Source organism: Allochromatium warmingii, from assembly GCF_900107145.1.
Taxonomy (GTDB): Bacteria; Pseudomonadota; Gammaproteobacteria; order Chromatiales; family Chromatiaceae; genus Thermochromatium; species Thermochromatium warmingii.
The window spans coordinates 1-25,818 of record NZ_FNOW01000031.1; the positions used below are offsets into that span (position 1 = coordinate 1).

The following is a 25,818-nucleotide window of genomic DNA, read 5'->3' on the forward strand; positions in this document are numbered from 1 at the left end:
GTTCGCGCTCTGACTTCGTGGACTCGCGTAGCTCCTGACGAATCGCGGGCGTGGTGCGGGCGTTGCGATGTAGGTTCAGATTCATGATTAGATGTTCCCTTAGGTCGGTGATAGTGTCGTCGGCAGTCGCCGCTTGGTCGTCTTCAGCTCATCACTGAGTGTGCGCAGTGCCTCGCGGGCTTGGAACAAAGGATAGCTCCTTTTCGGAATATAATCCCACGGGACGGAACAATTAGTCTATAGACTATAAGTCACAATAAATCAACCTAAGTCAGGGTGTTTATTGGCCAAGTTTCCACGATAAGTGCTATGGTTCGTTCCGGACATGCACCGGAGTCCAGCGATCAGGCAGGCAAAAAAAATCCCCGTGTCTCAGAGAAACACGAGGATTTTCAACGCTTATTTGGCTCCCTGGGACGGGCTCGAACCGCCGACCTAGTGATTAACAGTCACCCGCTCTACCGACTGAGCTACCAGGGAATGTCATGAGCCGCGCATGATACGGCCCGATCAGACCCGCGTCAAGCGTTTTTTACCGCTTGCTCGATCCGATCCAACGCCTGCTCCAACGTCTCGCGGCTGGTGGCAATCGACAACCGCAGATACCCGCCCAATCCAAACGCCGATCCGGGCACCACCGCCACACCCGCCTTCTCAATCAGAAACTCGCCCAAATCCAGATCGTTGTTCACCCCATCCAGACTTTCAATCAGCTTCTGCACCTTCGGAAACACATAAAACGTCCCATCGGTCGGCAGACACTCGATGCCCGGAATCTGATTCAGCCGCTCAACTACAAAATCATGCCGCTCTTGGAACGCCTTGAGCATCACGCCGATGCAGTCCTGCGGCCCATCCAGCGCCGCCTGTGCCGCAACCTGCGAGATCGAGGTCGGATTCGATGTGCTCTGTGATTGGATCGTGTTCATCGCCTTGATAATCGGCGCTGGCCCGCCCGCATAGCCGATGCGCCAGCCGGTCATCGCGTAGGCTTTGGACACACCATTGAGCACCAGCGTGCGCGGCGCGAGATCGGGACAGGCGTTGAGAATGTTGACGAAGGGCGCAGAGCCCCAGCGAATGTGCTCGTACATATCATCAGTGGCGATGATGACTTTGGGGAAATCGCGCAACACCTCGCCGAGCGCCTCCAGTTCCTCGCGGCTGTAGGCCATGCCGGTCGGATTGGATGGACTGTTGATGACCACCAGCCGCGTTTTTTCGTTCATCGCGCCCTTGAGTTGGGCCGGCGTGATCTTGAACGCCTGCGCCGCACCTGCCTGCACAAATACCGGCAGACCGTCGGCCAGCAGCACCATATCGGGATAGGACACCCAATAGGGCGCCGGAATCACCACCTCATCACCCGGATCGAGCAGCGCCTGCGCCAGATTGAAGAAACTCTGCTTGCCGCCGCACGAGACCAAAATCTGATTCGGCGCATAGTCCAGCCCGTTTTCGCGCTGAAACTTGGCGATGATGGCGCGTTTGAGTTCCGGTGTGCCGTCAACAGCGGTGTATTTGGTGAAGCCGGATTCGATAGCGCGGATGGCGGCGGCCTTGATGTGCTCGGGGGTATCGAAATCCGGCTCCCCGACGCCGAGTCCGATCACATCCTGGCCCTCGGCGCGGAGCGCGGCGGCGCGGGCGGTGATGGCAAGAGTCGGGGAGGGCTTGACGGCCTGGACGCGGGCGGCGAGCTTGGTGGTCATGGACGAAAGTACCTAGATGGCCCTGATGGCTGGATTCGTGGTTAAGTGGCCCACAATAATAGCGAATCGCCCGCTGTCCGACACTCGAATCGCACGTCGCGCTCGCCCCGAGGTTGCTTGCATGTCCCGTTCGCTCAGTCCGGTTTTTGAACTTGTCAGCCCGTTTGCGCCAGCCGGCGATCAGCCCGAGGCCATCCGGCGGCTGGTCGCGGGGTTGAATGATGGTGAAGCGGGGTTGACCCTGCTTGGTGTCACGGGTTCGGGCAAAACTTTTACCATCGCCAACGTCATCGCTCAGGTGCAACGTCCGGCGTTGATTTTGGCCCCGAATAAAACCCTCGCTGCCCAACTCTACGGCGAAATGCGGGCGTTTTTTCCGCGCAACGCGGTGGAGTATTTCGTCTCCTATTATGATTACTACCAGCCCGAAGCCTATGTTCCGGCGACTGATACCTATATCGAAAAAGATGCAGCGATCAATGCGCAGATCGAGCAATTGCGCCTTTCAGCGACCAAAGCGTTATTAGAACGGCGTGATGTCATCATCGTCGCCACCGTCTCGTCGATCTATGGCTTGGGCGATCCCGAGGCGTATTTAAAAATGGTGCTGATTTTGAAGCGCGGCGAGCGCATCGATCAGCGGGCAATGCTGCGCCGACTCGCGGAACTGCAATACACGCGCAATGAAATCGAACTATCACGCGGTAGCTATCGCGTGCGTGGCGATGTGATTGACATTCATCCGGCGGAATCCGACGCCGAGGCGCTGCGCGTTACGCTCTTTGATGATGAAATCGAAACGCTATCGCTGTTCGATCCGCTCACTGGCGCGGTACAGCGGCAGGTCTCGCGCTACACGGTGTTCCCCAAAACTCACTATGCCACGCCGCGTGAGACCATCCTCAAGGCCATCGACCAGATCAAGCCGGAACTCAAGGAACGGCTCGACTGGCTACGCGCCCATGACAAGCTGATCGAAGCCCAGCGGCTTGAACAGCGCACGCTGTTTGATCTGGAAATGATGCTCGAAATCGGCTACTGCCAGGGCATCGAGAATTACAGCCGCTATCTCTCGGGGCGTCAGCCCGGCGAGCCGCCGCCGACGCTCTACGATTATCTGCCGCCGGACGCGCTGCTCGTCATCGACGAGAGTCATGTCACCGTGCCCCAGCTCGGCGGCATGTCTCGCGGCGACCGCTCGCGCAAAGACAATCTGGTCAACTACGGTTTTCGGCTGCCCTCGGCGCTCGATAACCGCCCGCTCCAGTTCGAGGAATTTCAGGCGCGTCAACCGCAGACCATCTATGTTTCAGCCACGCCGCGTGCGTTTGAGATTGCGCACTCGGGCGCAGTGATCGAACAACTGGTGCGCCCGACTGGGCTGGTTGATCCCGAGGTCGAAGTGCGTCCGGCACACAATCAGGTTGACGATCTGCTATCGGAGATTGGCCCGCGTGTGAGCGCCGATGAACGAGTGCTGGTGACGACGCTCACGAAACGCATGGCCGAGGATCTGACCGAATATCTCGACGAACATGGCGTCAAGGTGCGCTATCTGCATTCGGACATCGACACGGTGGAGCGGGTCGAGATCATCCGCGATCTGCGGTTGGGGACGTTCGACGTGCTAGTCGGCATCAATCTGCTGCGCGAAGGGCTGGATATGCCCGAAGTGTCGCTGGTGGCGATTCTGGATGCCGACAAAGAGGGCTTTTTGCGCTCGACTGATTCATTGATTCAGACCATGGGCCGCGCCGCCCGCAATGCCAACGGCAAAGCGATTCTCTATGCTGACCGTGTTACCGGCTCGATGCAGCGGGCGATTGCGGAAAGCGAACGCCGTCGTGCCAAGCAGATCGCCGCGAACGCCGTGCAGGGCATCACGCCCCAGACCATCCGTAAGGCAGTCGCCGATATTCTCGAAGCCCATACGCCCGGCGCGCCGCTGAAAGCGCGTGACTATGCCAAAGTCGCTGAACAGGTGGCTGAATATGGTCGCTTGACGCCGCAGCAATTGGCCAAACGTTTGAAAACGCTCGAAAAACAGATGTATCAGCACGCGAAGAATCTGGAATTTGAGCAGGCGGCAGCGATCCGCGATCAGATTCGGGCGTTGCAACTGACCTGATGGATGAGTTAATCGGCGCAGAGCGGCACAGAACACATAATGCTTGCAATCTGGGTAGTGGTAGTGCCCTAGTTTATAAGATTTGATGCCGTCTATCGTAATCAATAAACCCTATCGATTAAGGCGCTACCTTTACTCGAAATTGAATCGGTAAAATCAATGATAATGCCTCAAAACGCGCCCATTCAATCGCTCCGCACAGCCTGCGTCGGGTGTCTACTCGGCACGGCGGTTGGTGATGCGTTGGGATTGCCATACGAAGGACTCACACCGCGCCGCGCTGCCCGCTTGCTCGGCCCAGCGGAGCACCAGCGATTGCTCGGACGCTGGGGGATGATCTCCGATGATACCGAACACACCGCGATGGTTGCGCAGGCATTGCTTGTCAGCGGCGGCAATCTGGATCGCTTCCGGCGTTCGCTGGCGTGGCGGTTGCGCTGGTGGTTTTTGGGGTTGCCGGCGGGGATCGGCTGGGCGACCCTGCGGGCGATTCTCCGGCTCTGGATCGGGATTCGTCCTGAGCGCAGTGGCGTGTATTCGGCGGGCAACGGCCCAGCGATGCGGGCGGCGATTCTCGGCGTCGCCGTCGCCGATTCGGTCGCGTTGCGGGCACTGGTGCAAGCAAGTGCGCGGCTGACCCATACCGATCCGTTAGCCGAATCCGGCGCTTGGGCGGTTGCTTGGGCGGCACGCTCGGCGAGCCTAGGACTGGTAGAGCCAGCGCAGTATCTCAGTGTCGTGCGTGAGACGCTGGCTGCCGATGGGCAGGTGCTTACGGGATTGATTGAACAGGCAGTCGTGTCAGTCAATGCCGGTGAATCGACCGAATATTTTGCGCAGGCGCTGGGTTTAGCGCAGGGTGTATCCGGTTATGTGTGTCATACGGTGCCAGTCGCTATTCACGCTTGGTTAGCGCATCCGCAGGATTATCGCGCCGCAGTTGGTGCTGTTATTCGCTGTGGTGGTGATACTGATTCGACGGCAGCTATTGTCGGCGGGATTCTCGGTGCCGCTGTCGGGCCGGCAGGCATTCCGCACGCTTGGCTGCATGGCATGATTGACTGGCCGCGCTCGGTGCGCTGGCTGGAGCGACTCGGCGAGCGTTTAGCACGCAGTCGCATGACCGGACAGCGGCAGCGCCCGCTACCGCTATGTGTGCCCTGTGTGTTGCTACGCAATGCGGTGTTTATGTTGATTGTGTTAGCGCATGGTGTGCGGCGCTTGCTACCGCCGTATTAAGACGGCCTCGCCCATCACTGCCGCCAAAACGCTGGCATCAATAAAATCAACAGCGTGAAGATTTCCAAGCGTCCGGCCAACATCCCAAAAATACCCAGCCATTTAATCACCGAATCGACGGTGGCGAAGGTCACCGCTACCTCACCTAAGCCCGGGCCACAGAGATTGACCGTCGTAAACACTGCGCCGAATGCCGATTCCAAATCCAGCCCAGCGGCCATCATCGCCACAGTCAGCAGCAGACAGGTCACGACATAGAGCACATAAAATCCCCAGACCGAGAACAGCACATCGTCTTTGACTGCCCGCTGGCCGACCTTAACCTGTAACACGGCATGAGGATGCGCGAACTGGAGCAACTGCCGCACGCCAAGTTTGGCCAGCAGCATCACGCGCAGCACCTTGATCCCGCCCGCCGTGGAGCCGCCACAACCACCTGTAAACGACAGGATCACCAACACCAGCGGAATATGCAGCGGCCAATCGGCAAAGACGGCGGTACCAAAGCCGGTGCTCGTCAGGATCGAGGCGACCTGAAACGTGCCATGCCGCAGCGCCTCCCAGCCATCAGCATAGGTGCCGGCCCAGGAGAGACTCGCGGCGATGAACAGCGAACTGCCGAGAAAGATCAAGCCAAAGGTGCGGGTTTCGGGATCGGTGACATAGGCGCGGAGATTCCAGTCGCGCCACGCAACAAAATGAATGGCGAAGTTCACGCCACCGGCCAGCATGAACACAATCGTGATCGCCTCGATCAGCGGGCTATCAAAATAGGCAATGCTGGCATCATGGGTTGAAAAACCGCCGGTCGCCACCGTCGCAAAGGCATGACCGACGGCATCAAATACGGTCATACCCGCCAACCAAAACGCCAGCGCACAGGCTGCTGTCAGCCCAAAATACAGCGACCACAGCACGCGCGCGGTTTCGCTGATACGCGGGGTCGGTTTGTCATGCTTGGCCACGCCCGAAGCTTCGGCGCGATAGAGCTGCATCCCACCGACGCCCAGCAGTGGCAAGATGGCCACCGCCAGCACGATCACGCCCATACCGCCGAGCCACTGGATCTGTTGACGATGATAGAGAATCGACGGCGGCAAGCGGTCGAGTCCCGCAATCACCGTCGCGCCTGTGGTCGTAAACCCGGACACCGACTCAAAGACCGCATCGGTGAGCGTCAGATGCAGCCCAAATAAAAACGGCAGCGCCCCGACTAGCCCCAGCAGCGCCCAGAACAACGCCACGATGACAAAGCCGTCATGGACGGACAGTTCACTGTGAGCGCGGAGATTGGGCAGCCAGAGCAGCAGCCCGGCGGCCAGCGTCACGATCCAGGCGTTGATAAAGACCGACACCTGACCATCTTGATACACCAGCGCCAGCAGCAGCGATGGCAGAAAACTCAGGCTGTAGAGCAGCAACAGCAGACCGAATAGCCGAATAATGGCGCGCCAGTGCATCGTTAGGCCATGTTATGAATTTAAAAAAAGACGGGTGGCGAGTCGGCAATCGCATCAGCAACCGAGGTGCTGTGATACAGCGTCTAACGCCGCCAATGCGGCCGCAAAATCATACGCCTCAATCGCCTGCGTCATCTGCCGCACCACAGGTTCGAGCGTCGGTTCTGTCAACACGGGCGCGATCTCGGCGATGACATCCGCTGCGGCGGTATCATCCTTGCACAACAGCGCCCGCAACTGCGCCAAGCGGGGAGCCAGCGTTGCTAGATCGACTGCCGCATCTGCCGCACCGAGCGCGGTAGCTCCCACTGTTTCCAGTATTTCAAGCTGCGCCAGCCCCGTGAGCACAATGTCTAACTGCGTGAGCGTTGCGGCGAGGGCTGCCGCAATCTGTGCCTCTGACTGCGCATCCGATTCGCCGACCTGACAGGCCCGCTCCAATGCCTGTGCCGCTGTCTGCACCGCAGTTGCAGCGATATTGCCGGCGACCCCTTTGAGCGTGTGCGCACAGCGGATTGCGGCCTGTGGATCGTCCGCCGCCCGCGCCGCTGCAAATTGGGCGGCAAAGTCCTGTTGACTGTCGCGAAAACGCCGCAACAGCTTGCGATAGAGCCGCGTATCGTGCTGACTGATGGCTAATCCGGCGGGCAGATCGAGACCGGGCATGTTATCTGGCAGATCAGCGGCTGCTGATGCTGCTGATGCTGCTGGCGCGTCAAGCACACTGGGCGTAGCAGTGGTGAGCGGCTGTGGCTGTGCTGGATGAATCCATTTGGCCAGCGTGCAGAACATTTCGCGCACATTGATCGGCTTGCCGATATGGTCATTCATGCCCGCCGCCAATGCCCGTTCGCGGTCGCCGCTCATCACATTCGCCGTCATCGCAATCACCGGCAGCGCCGCGTATTCAGGATGCTCACGAATGGCGCGGGTGGCGGTGTAGCCGTCCATCACCGGCATCTGACAATCCATCAGTATCCCATCGAATTGCGCCACCGCGAGCCGGTCGAGCGCCTCCTGACCGTTGTTGGCGATCTCGACGCGCAGGCCGTGACTGGTCAACAGCTCTAGCGCCAATTCTTGATTGAGTTCGTTATCTTCCACCAACAGCACCCGCGCCCCGCGCAACTGCGCTGTGACTTCGGGCGTGACCGCTTGACGCGGCGTGGTCGGGCGCGTGAGCAAAGCTGTATCGTGCCCGATGGCCCGCATCAGGGTGTCAAACAGGATCGCGGGCGTCACCGGCTTGGTCAGAAACCCAGCGATATTCAGATCCGCACCCGCTTGCCGCGCTTCCTCGCGTCCGTAAGCCGTGACCATGATGAGCGTCGGCGCATGGGTGAGTTCAACCAGATTGCGCACGCGCTGCATGGTGGCGATGCCGTCGAGTCCGGGCATTTTCCAATCCATCAGCACCACATCGAAGGGCGCGAGCTGATCGGTTTCGCGCAGGCGCATAATCGCCTCGGCACCACCGGCCACACACTCGACGGCAAAGCCGAGCGCAATCAACATGCGGCTGAGAATCTCGCGGGCACTGGCATTGTCATCGACGACCAGCACGCGATAGATGCGCCCAAGCGGTTGCATCCGCAGCGGCGCAGCGGTCAGCGGTTCGTGCTGGCGTCCAAGTCGCACCGTGAAATGAAAGGTACTGCCGACACCGACTTCACTCTCGACGCCAATCTCGCCGCCCATCAACTCGGTCAGCCGTTTGGAAATCGCCAGCCCCAAGCCGGTGCCGCCATATTTGCGCGTGGTGGACATATCGGCTTGACTAAAGGACGTAAACAGCCGCGCTTGTTGCTCCAGCGTCAAGCCAATGCCGGTATCGCGCACGCTAAAACCCAGTCGCACCCAGTCCTCAGCCACGTCCACTGCCCGCACGGTAATTAAAATCTCGCCGCCCGGATCGGTGAATTTCACCGCGTTATTGCCAAGATTGAGCAAAATTTGCCCCAAACGCAGCGGATCGCCAATCAGCGCACAGGGCGCAGCGGGCGGTAAATCGAACATCAATTCAACGCCCTTTTCTTCCGCTTTCAGACCGACAAGATTGGCGAGATTATCCATCACCTCTTCGAGCCGGAATGGAATCGCTTCAATATCGAGCTTACCGGCTTCGATTTTCGAGAAATCGAGAATATCGTTAATAATACCGAGCAGTGCTTCAGCGGAACGATGTACTTTTTCAATATAATTGCGCTGGCGGCTATCGAGATCGGTTTGCAGGGCTAAATGCGCCATACCGATAATCGCATTCATCGGTGTGCGAATTTCATGGCTCATATTGGCCAGAAAACTTGATTTAGCCTGGGTGGCTTCTTCAGCTTGTTCTTTGGCGGCTAACAGTTCAGCTTCAACAGCTTTGCGATCCGTAATATCAATCACGGTTCCAGCTAAATCCAGCGGCAACCCGTTGGCATCATAGCTGGCTTGACCCTGTTCATAAACATGATGCACCGCGCCGAAGCGATCACAGATCCGATATTCAACCGTATACGGGCGATGGGCACTAATCGCCGCATCAATAGTCGTCGCGACATGCGCGACATCATCAGGATGAATCAAACTGGTATAGGTTCGTACCGCATTCTGAATTAACTCACTGGCCGGATAGCCGGACAGCCGCTCGATTTCATCGCTGATAAACAGCATTGTCCAATCTGAATCAATCAGACAACGAAATACCGTGCCCGGAATAGTACCAACCAGCGTGCGGAATAATTGCTCGCGGGCGGCTAATTCCTGGGCAGCGCGTTTGCGTTCACTGATATTTTTAAATACGACGACCACACCCACTAATTGCCCAGCGTTAATCATCGGCACGGCGACATATTCGACTTCTAAACTGGTGCCATCCTGTCGCCACAGCACTTCATCTTCGACCTGATGGCGCGAGCCGTTGCGGTAAGCCGCTTCTATCGGGCAATCACAGGCCGCATACGGTCGCCCATCAGCGTGCGAGTGATGCACCGTAGCATGTAGCGGACGTCCGAGCAGTGCTCCGGGCGGATAGCCGAGCATGTCGGTCGCGGCGCGGTTGCAGAAGCTGATGCGCCCGTCACCATCCATGCCGATGATGCCTTCGCCGGCTGAGTCGAGAATGAGTTCACTGCGTGCGAGCGCCGCTTGTGCCAACGCCTCGACCTGCTTGGTGGCGGTTAGATCTTGGCTCATCGCGACAAAATGCGTCGGTGTGCCGCTGGCATCCGTCACCGGCGCAATAGAGACGGCGACCCAAAATAATTCGCCGCTTTTGCGTCGATTACACAGCTCGCCATGCCAAACCTGACCGGCAAGAATCGTGTTCCAGAGCTCGGCATAGCGTTCCGGTGGGGTCAGATCGCTTTTGAGCAGCCGCGGATTCTGGCTAATCGCCTCATCGCGTTCATAGCCGGTGATGCGGGTAAAGGTCGGATTGACGTGTTCGATACAGCCATCAATCGAGGTGATGACGATGCTCAATGGGCTTTGCTCGACGACCTGCGCCAGCGTGCGCCATTCCTGCGCCCGCGCTTCGACCAGCACTTGCATGCGCGTTCGGGTGCGCTCGCCAAGCCAGAGCAACAGTGCTCCGAGTGTCAAGACCAACAGGGCCAGACTCACCAGCGCCCCAAGCACTAACCAGTGCGCGGTCAGGGTGACGGCGGCGGTGTCAAGCTGTTCTAAGCCGAGATAGGCGACCACCAGCGCGGCGGCCAGTACCAGCATCACGCCTGAAGCGACAAGCTGACGCAAACGCCGACGGTCAAACCAGCGATCTTCCAGACCCTGCCGCAGATGACGCAGCGCCAGCACGATCAACACCAACACGCTGGCGATAGCCGTGAACACGATCAGCATGAGCACGGGCGCTTGAACACTCAACGCCAGCACCGCCAGTAGGGTTATTAGCGATAAGGCCAATAACAGCAGGGTGGCCAACCCGCTCCAAAAGGATTTCATGGAACGGTGTGATCGTTCGGCATTTGCTCGGCATAACGGGCCTGAATATCGAGCACCTGCGGCAATACCGAGAGAAAAGCGGGCACTAATTGCGGATCAAAATGTGAGCCAGCGCCATCTTTCAGCAATGCAACGGCTTGTTCAACCGGCCAAGCGCGTTTATAGGGGCGTTCTGAAGTCAGCGCATCAAAAACATCGGCAATCGCCACAATCCGCCCGACACGCGGAATAGCTTCAGCGACTAAGCCATTGGGATATCCAGAGCCGTCCCATTTTTCGTGATGCGTCAAGGCAACAATTCGCGCCATCTCTAATAAATCCGAATCGCCCGCATCGCCGAGAATATCAGCTCCGATTTGGCTATGCGTTTGCATAATCGCCCATTCTTCCGCATCGAGCTTACCGGGCTTTTGCAGAATACGATCAGGAATCCCGATTTTGCCAATATCGTGCATCGGCGCGGCATTAAGTAATAATTCCGCTTCGGTTGCGCTCATCCCGACCGCCTCGCCGAGAAGATGCGAATAATGACTCATGCGAATCACATGCAGGCCGGTTTCATTATCTTTATATTCTGCCGCTCGCCCGAGGCGCTGAATAATGCGCAAGCGCGTTTCATGCAGCCGCGCTGTTTGCTCGCGCACCTTGCCATCGAGCACGCGGTTTTGATCGTAGAGGGCTAATTGCGTGCGCACTCGTGCTTGCACGACCGGCGGACTAATCGGCTTGGTAATATAATCAACCGCGCCCAATTCAAAACCGCGAATTTCATCTTCAATGCCGATTTTGGCCGTCACAAAGATGACTGGAATATGGCGCGTAGTAAAATCTTCTTTTAATTGACGACAGACCTCAAAGCCATCGACGCCCGGCATCATAATATCGAGCAAAATCATATCTGGCGGATCACCGGAGCGTACAATTTGCAGCGCCCGTTCACCGCGAGTGGCGGCCTTGACGTTGTAATCAGCTTTTAAGGTATTGACCAACAAATCAATATTTGCTGGCGCATCATCGACGACCAGAATTGTCTGCTTGTGCGCGTCGGTCATAAAAACAGTCTCTTGAATTTAGGAGAGCGATCAGCGGCCAGCGGTGTGATGCGGTGGTTCGAGCAGGACGCCAACCGCTTAAAGCTGGAAGCTGACGGCTGGCCGCTGATCACTACCGCTGCAATTCAACCCGATGCCGTCCGTTTGCTTTCGCACGATAGAGCGCCTCGTCTGCCCGCCGAATCAGCAATTCGTGATCGGGATCGGCTTCGCCCGCTGGCTCTTCGGCCACGCCAATGCTGATGGTGACAACGCCATGTGCTGAAGCTGGATGCCAGAGACTCAGTTCAAACACGGATTGGCGAATGCGCTCGGCCACACGTTGTGCGCCATCGAGGGTGGTATTGGGTAACACGACGACAAATTCTTCGCCACCATAACGCGCACAAAAATCTGAACTGCGCTGCAAGCTGGTGCGGAGTAGTTCGGCGACTGCGCACAAACAGCGGTCGCCGGCTTGATGTCCAAAGGTATCGTTGTAGCGTTTAAAATCGTCGATGTCGCAGATCAACAGCGACAGCGGCACCCGCTCGCGCCGCCCGCGTCGCAGTTCTTGCACCAGTTGTTCGGTGAAAAAGCGGCGATTCGGAATGCTCGTCAGCGCATCAAACACCGCTTGGCGGCGCAAGCCTTCGTAAGCTTGCGCCAACAGCCGCCCCAAAATCACAATCACCACCACCCCAACCAGCGCCACCAGCCCATGACTGATGGTTAGCGCCTGCCACGGAATCGGGGCCAATTGTGGCAGCGTGATGCTGATGCCACCGCGCACATCGCCGAGTTGATAGCCCTGTTCGGCGTGACACTGCAAACAGGGTTTTTCAGTAATCAATGGGGCCATATAACGATAGCCCCAGTGATCGCCGTCCAAATAGGGTTGCGCCCATTCTTTCACGCCCTGCTCAAAAGCGTGCAGCGCCTCAATCTCCCAAGCGTAGGCGATATTTTCGGGGCGAATCGGTTTCAAACTGGTGATGTGAAACTGCACGCCCGCTCGCTCGGCGGCCAGCTCCGAGAGCGTGCGCGTCATATAGGCTGGATTGACTTTGGTCAGCGTCAGATCGGGCGTAATCTGGAGATCGCGCTGCGGGTCTTTTAAATAAGGATTGGCGGGCGTCTGCGGCGTGATCGGCACATAAATGCCCGCGTGACGGGCGTTCCAACGGCGCGTAATCAGCAACAGATCAAAAAACGTCCGCGCCGATTCTAAGGCTAAGTTTTCGCGATGCTGCTCGGCTTGATGCAGATTCCAGCCCAGCGACAGCGCGACAATCAGCAACCACACGGTCACAATCAGCAACAGTTTCAAGCGGATCGCAGCAGCATAGTGCGAACGCTCGAACAGATTGTAAACTCGCGCATCGTTCAACATGTCGCTCGCGCTCCGGGCGGCGGGGAGAGGTAAGCGTCTATCTTAGTGGACGGAACGAAGCGACGGAATCGGCATTCCACTCACCCGCGCATGGGCGAACTTTTCACCGGATGGATAGTGTGATGGTGTCGTAAAACAGGCGGCTCTGTGGCCGCCTGTTTGTGTCTGTCGAGCAGAGAGGGAGCACATCATTTTCCGCACCGCCGTTGATGGCATCGTTACCGAGGGTCGTGCCCGAATTCGTAAGATCAGTTGTGCTAGTGGATAAGTGTCGCGTTGTTTGTGATTCCTAACTTCCGTTAAGCTGTAGCATCGCACACGCGCCCCGTACATTACGGATCACAGCTCGCTATGCCGCTGACTCTCACGCTCAATTCTGATGAACTGATGCGACTGGCCCCCGATGCCGCCTCGCTGCAGGCCGCGCAAAAGCTCATCAACCCACGCTACTGGCCGCAACTCGGCTGCGACCCAACCGCCATTTGGGGCGAATGTCAGGGCAGCGGCTCTAAGCCTTATCAAACACAAATCGACCTCTCCGGCCCGGCGTTCCGCTGTAGCTGTCCGAGTCGTAAATTCCCCTGCAAACACGGTCTGGCACTGGGCCTGCTCGCTGTCAATCATCCCGACCGCTTCACCTCCGGCGAGCCGCCCGCTTGGGTGAGTGAGTGGCTGGCCTCGCGCACGCAACGCCGTGAACAGTCAGCCGTCACTGCCTCACCGACTAGCGCACCGCCCGCTGATCCCCGCGCTGCGGCCCGGCGGGCAGCGGAGCGCCAGCGGCGTTTGACCGATGGTCTGAATGAGTTAGAAGCCTGGCTCACGGATCGCCTGCGTCAGGGCTTGGCGCAGTTGCCTAATCAAACTGAGAGCTGGTCAACTCAGGCGGCGCGTCTGGTCGATGCGCAACTGCCCGGACTGGCCGAGCGGCTCAAGCGCATCGCCGTGTTGGTCGGACGCGGTGAGCACTGGCCCAGCCGAGTGCTGGCTGAACTGGGACGCTTGCAACTGTTGATCGACGGGGCGCGGCGTCTGGACAGCTTGCCGCGTGGCGAACAGGCCGATCTCCGCGCTGCTCTGGGTCTGCCACAGGATAAAGCCAGCGTGTTGGCAAGCGGCGAGCGACTCGACGACGATTGGCAGGTGCTGGGTGTGTCTTTCGCGGCGGAAGAGCGGCTGGTGATGCGGCGCGTCTGGTTGCGCGGGCGCACCAGCGAGCGGTCGGCGCTGCTGCTCGATTACAGTCACGGTCAAGCGTCGTTCGAGCCGCTGTTGACCGTCGGTGACTGCGTGACCGCACCGCTCGCGTTTTATCCCAGTGCCGCACCGCTGCGGGCGCTGTGTGTCGCGCCACCGCAGACGCTGACGGCCTGTGCCACGCAACCGCGCCTGCCACTGGCTGAGGCGCTGGAACAGTTGACGGTGCAGATTGCCGCCAATCCCTGGCCAGCGGTGCGCGGGTTGACAGTCAGCGGTGTGCCGCATCCAGACGCCGACGGCGGATGGTGGCTCACTGACGGTGCTGCTGGTGCGCTCCGGTTACAACTGGACGCCGAAACCGCATGGTCACTGGTGGCGCTGGCCGGTGGTGCCCCGCTCACGCTTTTTGGTGAATGGGAGACTGAGGCACTCCGTCCGCTCAGTGCCTGGGGGCCGAACTGTCTGTGGGCGGCTGAGAGCACAGGGAGCACGCGCTAATGTCTGCACTGGAGACACTGGCAACACAATTGCTCATCGGCACCGACCGCCGTGCTCCCGATTGGCCGACAGCCGCTGGTGCGTGCGGGGTGTTATTGGCCCAGATTCAAGCCGATCCCAGCGCATCCACTGAAACAACCGCGCTGCGGCTGGCCGGGGCGCTCGCGGTCTGTACAGCGGCGGGATTTTGCCCAGCGCCCGCGCCCGCATCACAACCGCTGTTCTCATCCTGTCCTGCTGCGACCCGCCCGACCGCGACCGAACCGGAATGCGTGGCGATCTTGCGTGCCATCTTGGACACGGGCACGGATTCAATGCGCGTGTTGGCGCTGCAACAGGTGAATGCGGCTGGCTATGACCTACCGCCACTTCTACTCCCTCGGACGCTGGCGCTTGCGGTGTCACAGCGCGAGCTACGTGCCTGGCTTCCGGCGGTGATCGGCGAGCGCGGGCGCTGGTTGGCGCGGCTCAATCCCGCGTGGTGTGCGGCACTGCGTCTCGATGATGCCATGCCCGATCTCGAATATTGGGAACACGGCACCCTTGAACACCGCGCCCAATTTCTCGCCGCCGAGCGCCGTCACGCGCCAGCTGCCGCCCGCGAACGGCTGGCGCAGACCTTGAGCGAAACCGATGCGCGGGGTCGGGCGCGGCTGTTGGCTGAATTGGCCAGCGGATTAAGTGCCGAAGATGAAGCCCTGCTCGAACACTGTTTACGCGACCGCAGTCAAGAGGTGCGCCGTCAAGCCGTCGCGTTGCTCACACGTCTGCCCGAGAGTGGTTACCGTGCTCGCATGACTGAGCGCGTTGCTGCCTGTTTCAGTGAGACGCGCACCCGCTCGCGTTCACTGCTGACTATCGAGCCGCCGTCGAGCTTTGATCCGGCTTGGACAGCCGATGCCATTGAGGACAAACCGCCCAAAGGTGAGCCACTCGGTCAGCGGGCGTGGTGGCTGTATCAATTGGCGCGGGCGCTGCCGCTCGACTGGTGGACAGCGCAACTTGGCGGCGATCCGGTTGCCTGTGTCCGCTGGGTGAAACGCAGTGATTGGGAATTAGCCTTGCTCCGTGCCTGGTTTGAGGCGCTGGCTCGCTCGCCGTCACTAACCTGGACAGAAGCGCTACTGGCACGGCTGCCAGTCGCAGACTTGCATCTCGACCCGCTGGAACTGATCGAACGTTTAGCGCCATCGGAGCGAGAAGGGTGCTGGATCGCGCTGCTCGATGCGACACGTTCTGGCGATATTCTGGGGGTGATTCTGGCGCGTATCGCGCAGACGTGGCGGCGCGATGGGGTCGCTTTATCATCGTCGTGTGCGCAATCGCTGCTAGACCGCATTGCGCAACACCTGCGTGACCCACGCACGCGCCAGGATTACAGCTTACGGCGGGCGCTGCCGGAGTGGATCGCCTGCCTACCCGATGCGCTGCTAGATGCGGCGACTGGTTTGCCGCTCGATGCGCTCGATGCCGCGACGCAAGCGCAACTCTGGGCCAGCGTGCGCCAGCGTCAGCGTCTTACTCATTATCTACCAACCGGTCACGCCACGTTATGAGCCATATCCTGCGCCAGCACGCCGAACACGCTTATGCCGAAGAACTCGACGCCCTCAAGCAGAGCGATAACCGCCAGCGTCCGCCTAATTGGGCGCTATCGCCCTGGGCAGTGGCAACCTATCTGCTCGGCGGACGGCTCGACAACGGCTTTGAAATCAGCCCCAAATACATCGGCAGTCGGCGCTTGATCGAGACGGCAATTGCCACTCTAACGACTGATCGCGCCTTACTCTTATTCGGGGTACCGGGCACGGCGAAATCTTGGGTGTCGGAGCATCTGGCCGCTGCGATTTGCGGCGACTCGACCTTACTGATTCAGGGCACAGCGGGCACCAGCGAAGAACAACTGCGCTACGGCTGGAACTATGCCGAACTGCTGACCAAAGGCCCGTCACCGCAGGCACTGGTGACCAGTCCGCTAATGCGGGCGATGGAACAGGGCAAGCTGGCGCGAATTGAAGAACTGACGCGCATTCCAGCGGATGTGCAGGACACGCTGATTACGCTGCTGTCGGAAAAATCGTTGCCGGTGCCGGAATTGGGGACTGAAATTCAGGCGGTGCGCGGGTTTAATGCGATTGCGACGGCCAATAACCGCGACAAGGGCATCAATGAATTATCAAGCGCCCTCAAGCGCCGCTTTAACACAGTGGTGTTACCGCTGCCCACTAGCGCCGAGGAAGAGGTCGCCATTGTCAGCAAGCGCGTTGCGGAACTCGGGCGGGCGCTCGATCTGCCCGCCGAGCCGCCGGCCTTGAAAGAAGTGCAGCGCGTAGTACGGATTTTCCGCGAACTGCGCAGCGGTCAAACCGAGGACGGCAACACCAAGCTCAAAACGCCGAGCGCCACCCTAAGCACGGCTGAAGCGATTTCGGTGATCAATCATGGTGTGGCGTTAGCGGCGCATTTTGGTGATGGAGTGATGCGGGCGGGGGATATTGCGTCGAGTTTGAGCGGGGCAATTGTCAAAGATCCAGTACAGGATGCGCTGGTGTGGCGCGAGTATCAGGAAACGGTGATGAAAGAGCGCGGCGATTGGAAAGATCTCTATCGAGCGTGTCGGGAGCGGGATTGAATGGGCTGTCAGCCTATTAAGTTGGGTGACCGTAATGAAAAATATGATGTGGTCACCCAATATCAGCGTGATGTTGGGTTGCCAAAAGCGGAAACCCTACGCTGCTTGACTAATTAAATTTTAAGGTAAAATTATGACAGCCAACAGCCAACAGCCAACAGCCAACAGCCAATGCCGAAAATAGCAACCCTCTCATTTTCTCATTCTTTTCTGGTGCTGGCTTTTTAGATTTAGGTTTTGAAAAATCAGGTTATGAAATTGGATATGTCAATGAAGTACATAAGCCTTTTCTTGATGCGTACAGATATTCACGGGAACGAATGAATATTCCCTCGCCTACTTATGGTTATTTTGAAGGTGATATTGAGCAATGTTTATCTGGTGAGGAAGAAAAAAATCTAACCCAATTAGTTTCCTTTACTAAAAAACAAAACCGCATGGTAGGCTTTATTGGTGGCCCACCATGTCCAGACTTTTCTGTTGGAGGAAAAAATCGTGGCCAGCATGGTGAGAACGGAAAGCTTTCAAAAATTTATGTTGATTTAATTTGTAAACAAAAACCCGATTTTTTTGTTTTTGAGAATGTAAAGGGATTGTATCGTACCGCCAAGCATAGAGAATTTTTTGATGGTCTGAAAAAACAGTTGAATCAAGCAGGTTATAGCTGTACTGAAAAACTTATCAATTCAATAGAGTATGGTGCGCCACAAGATCGCGAGCGAATCATTCTTTTTGGTGTTTGCGGAACCAAAGCCCCTCAAATAAGTAATTTTAACTGGCAATCACGTGTCACACATCCACAGGCATTAAATAATAAATGGCCTGCATCCCAACCTGTCGCTAGAACACGGGTAAAACCGAAAGACCTTATTGAATCGCTTACAGTGCAATACTGGTTCAACAAAAATCAGGTCAGTAGTCACCCCAACACACACCACCAATTTAAACCAAAAGCAGGTTTGGTGAAATTTGAAGTCATTGACGAAGGCGATGACAGTAAAAAATCATACAAACGCCTCCACCGTTGGCGTTATTCACCAACGGCCGCTTATGGCAACAACGAAGTGCATATACATCCATATCTACCACGCCGAATTTCTGTAGCTGAAGCCTTAGCTATTCAATCGCTTCCAAGAGAATTTGAATTACCGCCAACGATGACCCTTACCAATATGTTTAAAACGGTTGGCAATGGCGTTCCGTTTCTAGCATCACAGGGCATAGCTTTGACAATTTTAGATTTCTTAAAAGGAGGAGACCTAATAAAATGAGACTTACAGCAAGCAATATAGTCAAAGCAATTAATGGTCTGCCAAAAGACCAATGGTATGAATACATAAACCCTAGAAATATTGGGAAAATAAAGATTACCAGTGTAACGCTACCAGAAGGCCCGATTATCATCAAAAGAAGCACTAAAAATGTAAACGAGTCCATTTCAGTTAATATGATATGGCGATTAGCGAACGCAATGGAAGAAGGTGTGCCTATAAATGTAGATCGTGTCTTTGGTGGAAGTTACAACACTCGCTCTGTGCTAGAGTCCTTAGTGGCGCACACGCCTGAATTTTATTGGTGTCAACCGGGTCGAATTGAACTAAATAATTCAACACGAGAGATTAAAAAAGGACACAAACATTTAATTTGGCTGCCCAATACACGACACCAGAATGCTGTGCTATCAAAATTTGAAACGGATATAGTTATTTCTGAAATACCAACAACCAGTGCCGTTTATGATGCTCTCCATATTCCAAGTGTATTAAGTCAAGCTATTGATGATATTGATGTTCAGCGTCGGCACTTACAAATTCAAATTGCATTAGCAGTAATTGGCAATCAGCTTGGATTTAGGACATGGATAGCACGCAACGATCAAGGTATCACATACGGAGATAAAAAAGTTGGTGAAATTAGTGGCGTGGTAGCAGACCTAGAGCGCGAAAAGTTAATAACCGTTGTTGATGGTGCGGTAAAAGCAGCCATGCATATTGACTGTATTTGGTTTAGAAATGGAAAATTTTTGCCCGCAGTGATTGAAGTTGAGCATAGTACGGGGGTCACGAGTGGACTCACTCGAATGAAGGGCTTATACGATCAGTTGCCACCATTTCCGACGCGGTGGGTAATCGTAGCACCCGATGAAGACAGGAACAAAGTCATTACCGAAGCAAATAAACCTCAATTTAAGGATTTAAATACAATGTTTTTTCCATACTCTGCGGTAGACGAGTTATATGCATTGTGCCAAAAAAGAAAGCTATCAAATAAAGCAGTGAACGAAGAATTTTTAGATTGCTATATGGAGCCTTGCTTGCAATCCTTAACTCATCACTAAATTAAACGGGTCAACAAGGCAGCAAGGTAAGATGGACAAAACAGCCACGCAATAACCTTGATGGTTGCTATAACGCGCATTGGCCATAAAACCCATCATTCACCATCCGCGACGCGCTGTGACAGCAGAACACCCCATGCCCAACTCGCCCTTTCACCTCTTCGGTATTCGTCATCACGGCCCGGGCTGCGCACGCAGTCTGCGCCATGCACTCGACGCGCTGAACCCAGATTGCATTCTGGTCGAAGGGCCACCCGAAGGTCAGGCGTTGCTGGATTGGCTCGGTGATTCTGAGCTGGTGCCGCCGGTTGCGTTGTTGGTTTATGACCCCAAAGCAACCCGCGACGCGGTGTTTTATCCCTTCGCTGAGTTCTCACCAGAGTGGCAAGCTCTGCGTTTTGGCAGCGAACGCGGTGTGCCGACACGCTTTTTTGATCTGCCGGTCGCCAATCGGCTGACGCAAGATTCATCCGGCACGTCCCAGCCCGATGCGCTGGAACCCGACGCCGACAACGCGCCGCAACACACCGATCCGCTCGATTGGCTCGGGCGGGCTGCCGGATATAGCGACGGCGAATCGTGGTGGAATCATTTGGTCGAGGAACGCGGCGATGGGCTGGATCTCTTCGCGGCGATCCGCGAAGCGATGACGCTGGTGCGCGCTGAGTCCGACAAGACACATTGGCCGGCATCGCGCCGTGAGCAGGAAGCCCGCCGCGAGGCGCACATGCGCAAACAGATGCGCCAAGCGCGCAAAGACGGCTTTGAGCGCATCGCCGTGATTTGCGGTGCATGGCATGTTCCGGCACTGGTCGAATTGCCGAGCGCAACCGCCGATAACGCGCTGCTGAAATCGCTCCCAAAACGCACCGTCGAGGCGACTTGGGTACCCTGGTCATATCCGCATCTGAGCACCGCCAGCGGCTATGGCGCGGGCATTGATGCGCCCGGCTGGTATGAACATCTGTGGCAGAGTCCGCCGTCACAGCGAGCGATTGGCTGGATCACGCGGGCGGCGCAGGTGTTACGTGCTGAGGATCTCGATTGCTCATCGGCGCATGTGATCGAAGCCGTGCGGCTGGCCGAAGCATTGGCGGCGCTGCGTGAACGTCCGCAACCGAGTCTCGATGAACTCGATGACGCGGTGCGCACGGTGGTCTGTCACGGCGATAGTGCGCCATTGCGATTGATTCGACAGACGCTGGTCATCGGCGAGCGACTGGGGCGCATCCCCGAACACACGCCGGTTGTACCGCTGCAACGCGATCTCGCCGAGCGCCAACGGGCGTTGCGCTTAAAACCTGAGGCTGGTCACAAAACGCTCGATCTCGATTTGCGGCAACCGAATGATCTGGCGCGTAGTCAGTTGCTGCATCGGCTGGCGCTGCTGGGGATTCACTGGGGTGAGATGCAGCGCACCAGCCGCGCCGCGAAAGGCACCTTTCACGAAATCTGGACACTGCGCTGGGAGCCGCAACACGCGCTCGCGGTCATCGACGCCAGTCGCTGGGGCAATAGCGTCGAAGCTGCTGCGACCCGTTGCCTGATTGTTGCCGCGCAAGACGCTGAAACTCTGCCGATGCTCTGCGAACTGGTCGAGCGGCTGTTGCTGGCCGATCTCCAAGCAGCGATTGGGCCGGTCACGCGCCGCTTGGAAGATCAAGCCGCCATTGCCAGCGATGTCCCGCAGATGCTCGGTGCGATTCCGCCGTTGGCCGCAATTCTGCGCTATGGCAATGTGCGCCAGACTGACAGCACGCTGGTTGCGCATGTCTTGGCTGGATTGGTGCCGCGTGCGGCATTGGCGCTGCCCGGTGCCTGCACCGCACTCGATGACGCGGCGGCAGTGGCCATGCGCACGGCGCTTCAGGACGCAGATCGTGCATTACACTTGCTGCAAAATGCTGAGTTCGAGCAGGTTTGGTCGCAGGCGCTGCATCAGCTTGCCGCGAGTGCGAACGCGAACGGTCAGGCATTGCTCGGCGGTTTGGCGACGCGCTTGCTATTTGATGCGCAACAGGCCGATCTCGACATCACCGCCCGTCGTTTGTCGCTGGCGCTATCGGTCGCGGCGGAACCAACAGCGGCAGCGGCTTGGCTCGACGGCTTTCTCAATCACAGTGCGCTGGTGCTGTTGCACGATCCGACACTGTGGGCGCTGGTCGATGCGTGGGTCGCGGGCTTGAGTGACGAACACTTTATGCGCGTGTTGCCGCTGGTGCGGCGAGCGTTTGCGGCATTTGCGCCCCATGAGCGCCAACAACTCGGCGAACGCGCACGCCGTCCGCTGACTGCCGCCGCGCCGGTCACGCTGGACACGACGCTCGATCTGGCCCGCGCCGAGCGCCCGATTCCGCTATTGCAACGTCTGTTAGGAATTGCGCCGTTATGACCGATTCGCTCACGCCGTCATCTGCCAGCGCGTTTACGGATGCTGCTGATGCTGCTCGCCTGCGCCGCTGGCGGCTGATTCTCGGCGAGCCAGCCGCGTCGAGCTGTGGCATGGCGCTCGCGGGTTTAGATGCACAGATCGACGCGGCATTAGGGGCACTCTACGATCCCGACGGCGCGGGCGGCTTGCGCGGCGGCAGCGGGGCTTCGTCGCCGCGTGTGGCACGCTGGTTGGGGGATATTCGGCAGTATTTCCCCGCGCCGCTGGTGCAGGTGATGCAGCGCGATGCCTTTGAGCGGCTGGATCTCAAGTCGATGCTGCTGCAACCGGAATTGCTCGAAGCCGTGCAACCGGATGTGCATTTAGTGGCGACCTTGATGGCCTTGCGCGGCGTGCTGCCAACCCAGACCCGCGAGACGGCGCGAGCGGTGGTGGCGCGGGTGGTCGCGGCGCTGCTGGCCAAGCTGGAAGAGCCGATGCGAGCGGCGGTCAGTGGGGCGCTCAATCGTGCCGAGCGCAATCGGCGTCCGCGCTATGCCGAGATCGACTGGAACCGCACCATTCGCGCCAATCTGCGCCATTGGCAAGCGGCGTATCAAACGCTGGTGCCGGAACAACTGATCGGCTACGGGCGCAAAGCGCGGCGCACGCAACGCGAGGTGATCTTGTGCATCGATCAAAGCGGCTCGATGGCCAATTCGGTCGTGTATTCGAGCATTTTTGGCGCGGTGATGGCGTCACTTCCGGCGATTAACACGCATCTGATCGTGTTTGATACCGCTGTGGTGGATCTCACGGCTGACTTGAGCGATCCGGTTGAGGTGCTGTTTAGCGTGCAACTCGGCGGCGGCACCGACATCAATCGCGCTGTCGGCTATTGTCAGGGCTTGATCCGCGAGCCGCGCAACAGTGTGCTGGTGTTGATTTCTGATCTCTATGAAGGCGGCGTCGAGCGGCAGTTGCTCCAGCGGGTCACGGAGCTGCTGCAATCGGGGGTGCAGGTGATTGTGTTGCTGGCGCTGAGTGATGAGGGTGCGCCGTCTTATGATGGTCAGCTTGCGGCCAAGCTCGCAGCACTGGGCGCACCGGCATTTGCCTGCTCGCCCGATCACTTCCCCGATCTGATGGCCGCTGCCATTCGCCGCGAAGATGTGGCGTTGTGGGCGGCCAAGCGGGGGTTAGTGACGGCGCGGGGGGAGCATTGAGGGGGAAAGTAGGCGCTGCCTGACCAGATCAAATTTTTCCGAACGCCCTCACACCACAATCACCACCACCCCACTCACCATTAACATGCCAGCCGGCAGCCGCGCCGCCAAATGTGGTTCACGGAACAGCAGCGCCCCATACACAATACCGAATAGCAGACTGGTGCGCTTGACGGCAATCATGTAAGCCACCTCGACTTGTTGCAGCGCCAAAAAATGCGTAAACACCATGATGCCGAGCAAACCGCCGACGGTCAGCACCGCCCAAGGATGTTGCGCCAAGCGCCGGAGCCGACTCGGATGCGGGAGCACAATTCCCAGCGCCACGGCGCTCCCGAGCACGGCTATGTATAACGCGCCGAACGACTCTGGCGGCAGATAGCCGAGTGCGCCCTTGCCCAGCGTTGCGGTGAGCGCATAGAGCACTGCCACCCCGAGCATCATCCGCGAGCCGCGTTCATCGAGCATCGCTACAAAGGGCGCAACCCAGCCGCGCCAACTGCGCCGATGTGCGTGCGTGCTATTGAGCACCCAAGCGCCAGCAACGACGAGCATAATCCCCAGCAGACCACGCGCCGAAACCTGCTCACCGAGTAGCAGCCAGGCCACGCCGACGATAAACACTGGCGTAAACGCCAAATAGGGCAGCGTAAGCGACAGCGGATGGTCACGAATCGCCGCCACATACAGCCACATCGCCAGCAGTTCGAGCGGCACCAATGCGGCCATCCAGCCCCAAAATGCCAAAGGCAGTTCGGTCAGCGGCGGCAATCCACCGAGCAGCGGCAACATCAGCAGTCCGGGTAGACATAAGCGCACGATCAGTAATTCGCTGGCCGTGAAATCGCGTAGCCAGATTTTCGCCGCTGCATCGGCGCTGGCCAGCGCGAAGGCACACAGCAGCGCCAGTGCGATCCAGCTCATCGGTGGGGCAGCTTAGGCAACGTGAATTCTGTTTGAAAATATTGATAATTCAATTTCTTGCGGATCCGAGTGAGCAAGTGCTGTAGACCATTGTGCCATCAGATCGCTTACGCGCTTTCGTTCGCAGAAATCACGCCGACTGAGCAATGCATCACGCGCCCGCGCTGTGCAAGCGGCACCATGCGCCGCTTGCCAGATAACCCATACGCAGAAATAGAATCTCACGTAACGTGACAATCAAGTCAACGACCCATGCGGCTGCCAACCCAGCGTGACAAACAGCACAATAAAGCCGACCACATACGCCAGCGCCACATGCCAGCCATGACGCAACCACGCGCCGACTGATTTAGCTTGCGGATACATATTCGAGAGCGCGACCCCCGCCGAACTGCCAAACCAAATCATCGACCCACCAAAACCGACCGCATAGGCGAGCATTCCCCAATCAAATCCGCCCTGTTCGAGCGCCAGCGCCGTGAGCGGGATGTTATCGAACACCGAGGAGACAAAGCCCAGCGTAAAGGCCGAATACCACGAGGCTTCGGGCAGTTTTTCGACGGGCATCAGCGACGCGCAGACCACCAGCGACAGCAGAAACAGACTGCCCTTAAAGGCTTCGGGAAGCAGGCTCCATTCCGGTTTGCGCTGCGAGGCCGTGCCCAGAATCGCCGCCCAGACCGCGATGCCCAACACTGGCAGACTGTCGCCGAGTCCTTTAAACAGTGAATTGACGACAAGATTCGTCAACACAGCCGCGAGCAGAATCGTCGCCACAATGCGCAAGCGAATCCAATCGACCCGCGCCTCAGCGGGCACCTCGCGCTGAATCGGTGCAAAGCGATGCTGTTGAATCGCGGCGGGCACGCCGAAAATCAGCAGCGCCACACCCGCAGCAACATAGGCGTGAATGACCTCGGAGGGCGCGATGCCGGAAATCCACATCATCGTCGTCGTGGTATCGCCGAGGACACTGCCCGCCCCGCCGGCATTCGATGCGGCGACAATCGCGGCTAAATATCCAATGTGGACTTTATGACGGAATAGGGTCGCGGCGATGGTGCCGCCGATCAAGGCTGCGGCGATGTTATCGAGAAAGCCGGATAGCACAAAAATCACGACCAATAGCGCCAGACCACCGAACCAACCGCCCGGTAGATAGCGCGGCAGGATATGCGGCACGCCGCTGTCCTCAAACTGTCGGGCGAGCAGTGCGAACCCGAGTAGCAGTCCGAGTAGATTGGTCAAAATGACCCACTCATGGCCCAAATGTCCGAGCAATCCGGCCCAGCCTGCGCCAGTATGAAAGCCGGTGAACTCGAACTTATAGGCCGTGATGGTGGCTAATCCGGTGAGCGCCACAAGCAAGGTGTGATTGTGAAACAGCGCCACGCCCAAGAGCGTCGCGGCAAAGAGGATAAATTCGACCGGAATGCCCAGCACGGCGATATCCGTTGGCGCGGTGCTGGCGCTTGCGGCCAACGGCAACAGCGCAACGCTGGCCAGCGCGATGCTGCTCAGGGTACGCCAGCGTCTCGGCGACGAGCTGCTGGATTCTGCATCTTTTAGTGTGTCAAGGGTCGGAGCGTTCACGCGGATGACCTCAAAGAAAACGAAAACACCGTTAGCCAGAACTGGGCTGGAGCTGGAAAGCACGCATCATAGAGCTACCAGCGGTCAGCTTCCAGCAATCAGCTAGGCGCTGACATGCGGTGACG

General features: G+C 57.9%; 16 protein-coding genes and 1 tRNA gene. 9 read left to right on the forward strand and 8 right to left on the reverse strand.

All coding sequences use genetic code 11. From position 1 onward, the window contains the following. Positions 1-404 precede the first annotated feature (404 nt). Positions 405-480, reverse strand: a tRNA-Asn gene (locus BLW10_RS09710). A 41-nt stretch (positions 481-521) separates the two neighbouring features. Beyond that, on the reverse strand, positions 522-1,712 hold the full coding sequence (locus BLW10_RS09715) for a pyridoxal phosphate-dependent aminotransferase (RefSeq protein WP_091334303.1): 1,191 nt from the start codon (positions 1,710-1,712) through the stop codon (positions 522-524). 121 nt (positions 1,713-1,833) lie between these two features. Between BLW10_RS09715 and uvrB the strand changes: the two genes are divergently transcribed. Both uvrB and BLW10_RS09725 read left to right on the forward strand, forming a co-directional pair. Next, positions 1,834-3,840 carry an excinuclease ABC subunit UvrB gene (gene uvrB / locus BLW10_RS09720; protein ID WP_091334305.1) on the forward strand — a complete coding sequence of 669 codons (2,007 nt, stop codon included), beginning with the start codon at positions 1,834-1,836 and terminating at the stop codon, positions 3,838-3,840. Positions 3,841-4,005: 165 nt separating this feature from the next. Further along, on the forward strand, positions 4,006-5,079 hold the full coding sequence (locus BLW10_RS09725; RefSeq protein WP_091334307.1) for an ADP-ribosylglycohydrolase family protein: 1,074 nt from the start codon (positions 4,006-4,008) through the stop codon (positions 5,077-5,079). A gap of 14 nt (positions 5,080-5,093) precedes the next feature. Here the strand turns inward: BLW10_RS09725 and BLW10_RS09730 are convergent, their stop codons facing one another. The 4 genes from BLW10_RS09730 to BLW10_RS09745 form a co-directional block, all read right to left on the reverse strand. Further along, positions 5,094-6,539 carry a TrkH family potassium uptake protein gene (locus BLW10_RS09730; protein ID WP_091334309.1) on the reverse strand — a complete coding sequence of 482 codons (1,446 nt, stop codon included), beginning with the start codon at positions 6,537-6,539 and terminating at the stop codon, positions 5,094-5,096. Between the two features lie 54 nt (positions 6,540-6,593). Next, on the reverse strand, positions 6,594-10,487 hold the full coding sequence (locus BLW10_RS09735) for a PAS domain S-box protein (protein WP_091334310.1): 3,894 nt from the start codon (positions 10,485-10,487) through the stop codon (positions 6,594-6,596). Beyond that, complete coding sequence (locus tag BLW10_RS09740) at positions 10,484-11,539, reverse strand: response regulator (protein WP_091334312.1); 1,056 nt, start codon at positions 11,537-11,539, stop codon at positions 10,484-10,486. The genes BLW10_RS09735 and BLW10_RS09740 overlap by 4 nt, the downstream gene beginning before the upstream one ends. Positions 11,540-11,651: 112 nt before the next feature. Then, on the reverse strand, positions 11,652-12,911 hold the full coding sequence (locus BLW10_RS09745) for a GGDEF domain-containing protein (protein ID WP_091334314.1): 1,260 nt from the start codon (positions 12,909-12,911) through the stop codon (positions 11,652-11,654). Positions 12,912-13,262: 351 nt separating this feature from the next. Between BLW10_RS09745 and BLW10_RS09750 the strand changes: the two genes are divergently transcribed. The 7 genes from BLW10_RS09750 to BLW10_RS09780 all read left to right on the forward strand — a co-directional run bounded on the left by BLW10_RS09750 (position 13,263) and on the right by BLW10_RS09780 (position 23,176). Next, on the forward strand, positions 13,263-14,609 hold the full coding sequence (locus BLW10_RS09750) for an SWIM zinc finger family protein (protein ID WP_091334315.1): 1,347 nt from the start codon (positions 13,263-13,265) through the stop codon (positions 14,607-14,609). Beyond that, the gene (locus tag BLW10_RS09755; protein WP_091334317.1) at positions 14,609-16,165 is read left to right on the forward strand and encodes a DUF5691 domain-containing protein; all 1,557 of its coding nucleotides are present in this window, start codon (positions 14,609-14,611) and stop codon (positions 16,163-16,165) included. Before BLW10_RS09750 ends, BLW10_RS09755 begins: the two co-directional genes overlap by 1 nt. Further along, positions 16,162-17,241, forward strand: coding sequence for an ATP-binding protein (locus tag BLW10_RS09760; RefSeq protein ID WP_091334319.1), 1,080 nt, complete (start codon positions 16,162-16,164; stop codon positions 17,239-17,241). The genes BLW10_RS09755 and BLW10_RS09760 overlap by 4 nt, the downstream gene beginning before the upstream one ends. Before the next feature lie 194 nt (positions 17,242-17,435). Further along, positions 17,436-18,512: a DNA cytosine methyltransferase gene (locus BLW10_RS09765; protein WP_091334320.1), complete on the forward strand. Its 1,077-nt coding sequence runs from the start codon at positions 17,436-17,438 to the stop codon at positions 18,510-18,512. Further along, positions 18,509-19,579, forward strand: coding sequence for a hypothetical protein (locus tag BLW10_RS09770; RefSeq protein ID WP_218139714.1), 1,071 nt, complete (start codon positions 18,509-18,511; stop codon positions 19,577-19,579). The genes BLW10_RS09765 and BLW10_RS09770 overlap by 4 nt, the downstream gene beginning before the upstream one ends. A 136-nt stretch (positions 19,580-19,715) precedes the next feature. Next, entirely contained in the window at positions 19,716-21,971 is a 2,256-nt protein-coding gene (locus BLW10_RS09775) for a DUF5682 family protein (protein WP_091334322.1), read from the forward strand. Next, positions 21,968-23,176, forward strand: coding sequence for a vWA domain-containing protein (locus BLW10_RS09780; protein ID WP_091334324.1), 1,209 nt, complete (start codon positions 21,968-21,970; stop codon positions 23,174-23,176). Before BLW10_RS09775 ends, BLW10_RS09780 begins: the two co-directional genes overlap by 4 nt. Positions 23,177-23,224: 48 nt before the next feature. Here BLW10_RS09780 and BLW10_RS09785 read toward each other — a convergent pair whose 3' ends face one another. Continuing rightward, positions 23,225-24,100 carry a DMT family transporter gene (locus BLW10_RS09785; RefSeq protein WP_091334325.1) on the reverse strand — a complete coding sequence of 292 codons (876 nt, stop codon included), beginning with the start codon at positions 24,098-24,100 and terminating at the stop codon, positions 23,225-23,227. Positions 24,101-24,337: 237 nt separating this feature from the next. Further along, entirely contained in the window at positions 24,338-25,693 is a 1,356-nt protein-coding gene (locus BLW10_RS09790) for a citrate transporter (protein WP_245709309.1), read from the reverse strand. Between the last annotated feature and the right edge of the window lie 125 nt (positions 25,694-25,818).

What these genes read in the sequence shown, in the direction of transcription:
- BLW10_RS09745 (WP_091334314.1), bottom strand. Translation starts at nt 12,911, where the DNA reads ATGTTGAACGATGCGCGAGTTTACAATCTGTTCGAGCGTTCGCACTAT.
- BLW10_RS09730 (WP_091334309.1), bottom strand. Translation starts at nt 6,539, where the DNA reads ATGCACTGGCGCGCCATTATTCGGCTATTCGGTCTGCTGTTGCTGCTC.
- BLW10_RS09770 (WP_218139714.1), top strand. Translation starts at nt 18,509, where the DNA reads ATGAGACTTACAGCAAGCAATATAGTCAAAGCAATTAATGGTCTGCCA.
- BLW10_RS09725 (WP_091334307.1), top strand. Translation starts at nt 4,006, where the DNA reads ATGCCTCAAAACGCGCCCATTCAATCGCTCCGCACAGCCTGCGTCGGG.
- BLW10_RS09755 (WP_091334317.1), top strand. Translation starts at nt 14,609, where the DNA reads ATGTCTGCACTGGAGACACTGGCAACACAATTGCTCATCGGCACCGAC.
- BLW10_RS09740 (WP_091334312.1), bottom strand. Translation starts at nt 11,539, where the DNA reads ATGACCGACGCGCACAAGCAGACAATTCTGGTCGTCGATGATGCGCCA.
- uvrB (WP_091334305.1), top strand. Translation starts at nt 1,834, where the DNA reads ATGTCCCGTTCGCTCAGTCCGGTTTTTGAACTTGTCAGCCCGTTTGCG.
- BLW10_RS09775 (WP_091334322.1), top strand. Translation starts at nt 19,716, where the DNA reads ATGCCCAACTCGCCCTTTCACCTCTTCGGTATTCGTCATCACGGCCCG.
- BLW10_RS09750 (WP_091334315.1), top strand. Translation starts at nt 13,263, where the DNA reads ATGCCGCTGACTCTCACGCTCAATTCTGATGAACTGATGCGACTGGCC.
- BLW10_RS09760 (WP_091334319.1), top strand. Translation starts at nt 16,162, where the DNA reads ATGAGCCATATCCTGCGCCAGCACGCCGAACACGCTTATGCCGAAGAA.
- BLW10_RS09785 (WP_091334325.1), bottom strand. Translation starts at nt 24,100, where the DNA reads ATGAGCTGGATCGCACTGGCGCTGCTGTGTGCCTTCGCGCTGGCCAGC.
- BLW10_RS09735 (WP_091334310.1), bottom strand. Translation starts at nt 10,487, where the DNA reads ATGAAATCCTTTTGGAGCGGGTTGGCCACCCTGCTGTTATTGGCCTTA.
- BLW10_RS09715 (WP_091334303.1), bottom strand. Translation starts at nt 1,712, where the DNA reads ATGACCACCAAGCTCGCCGCCCGCGTCCAGGCCGTCAAGCCCTCCCCG.
- BLW10_RS09780 (WP_091334324.1), top strand. Translation starts at nt 21,968, where the DNA reads ATGACCGATTCGCTCACGCCGTCATCTGCCAGCGCGTTTACGGATGCT.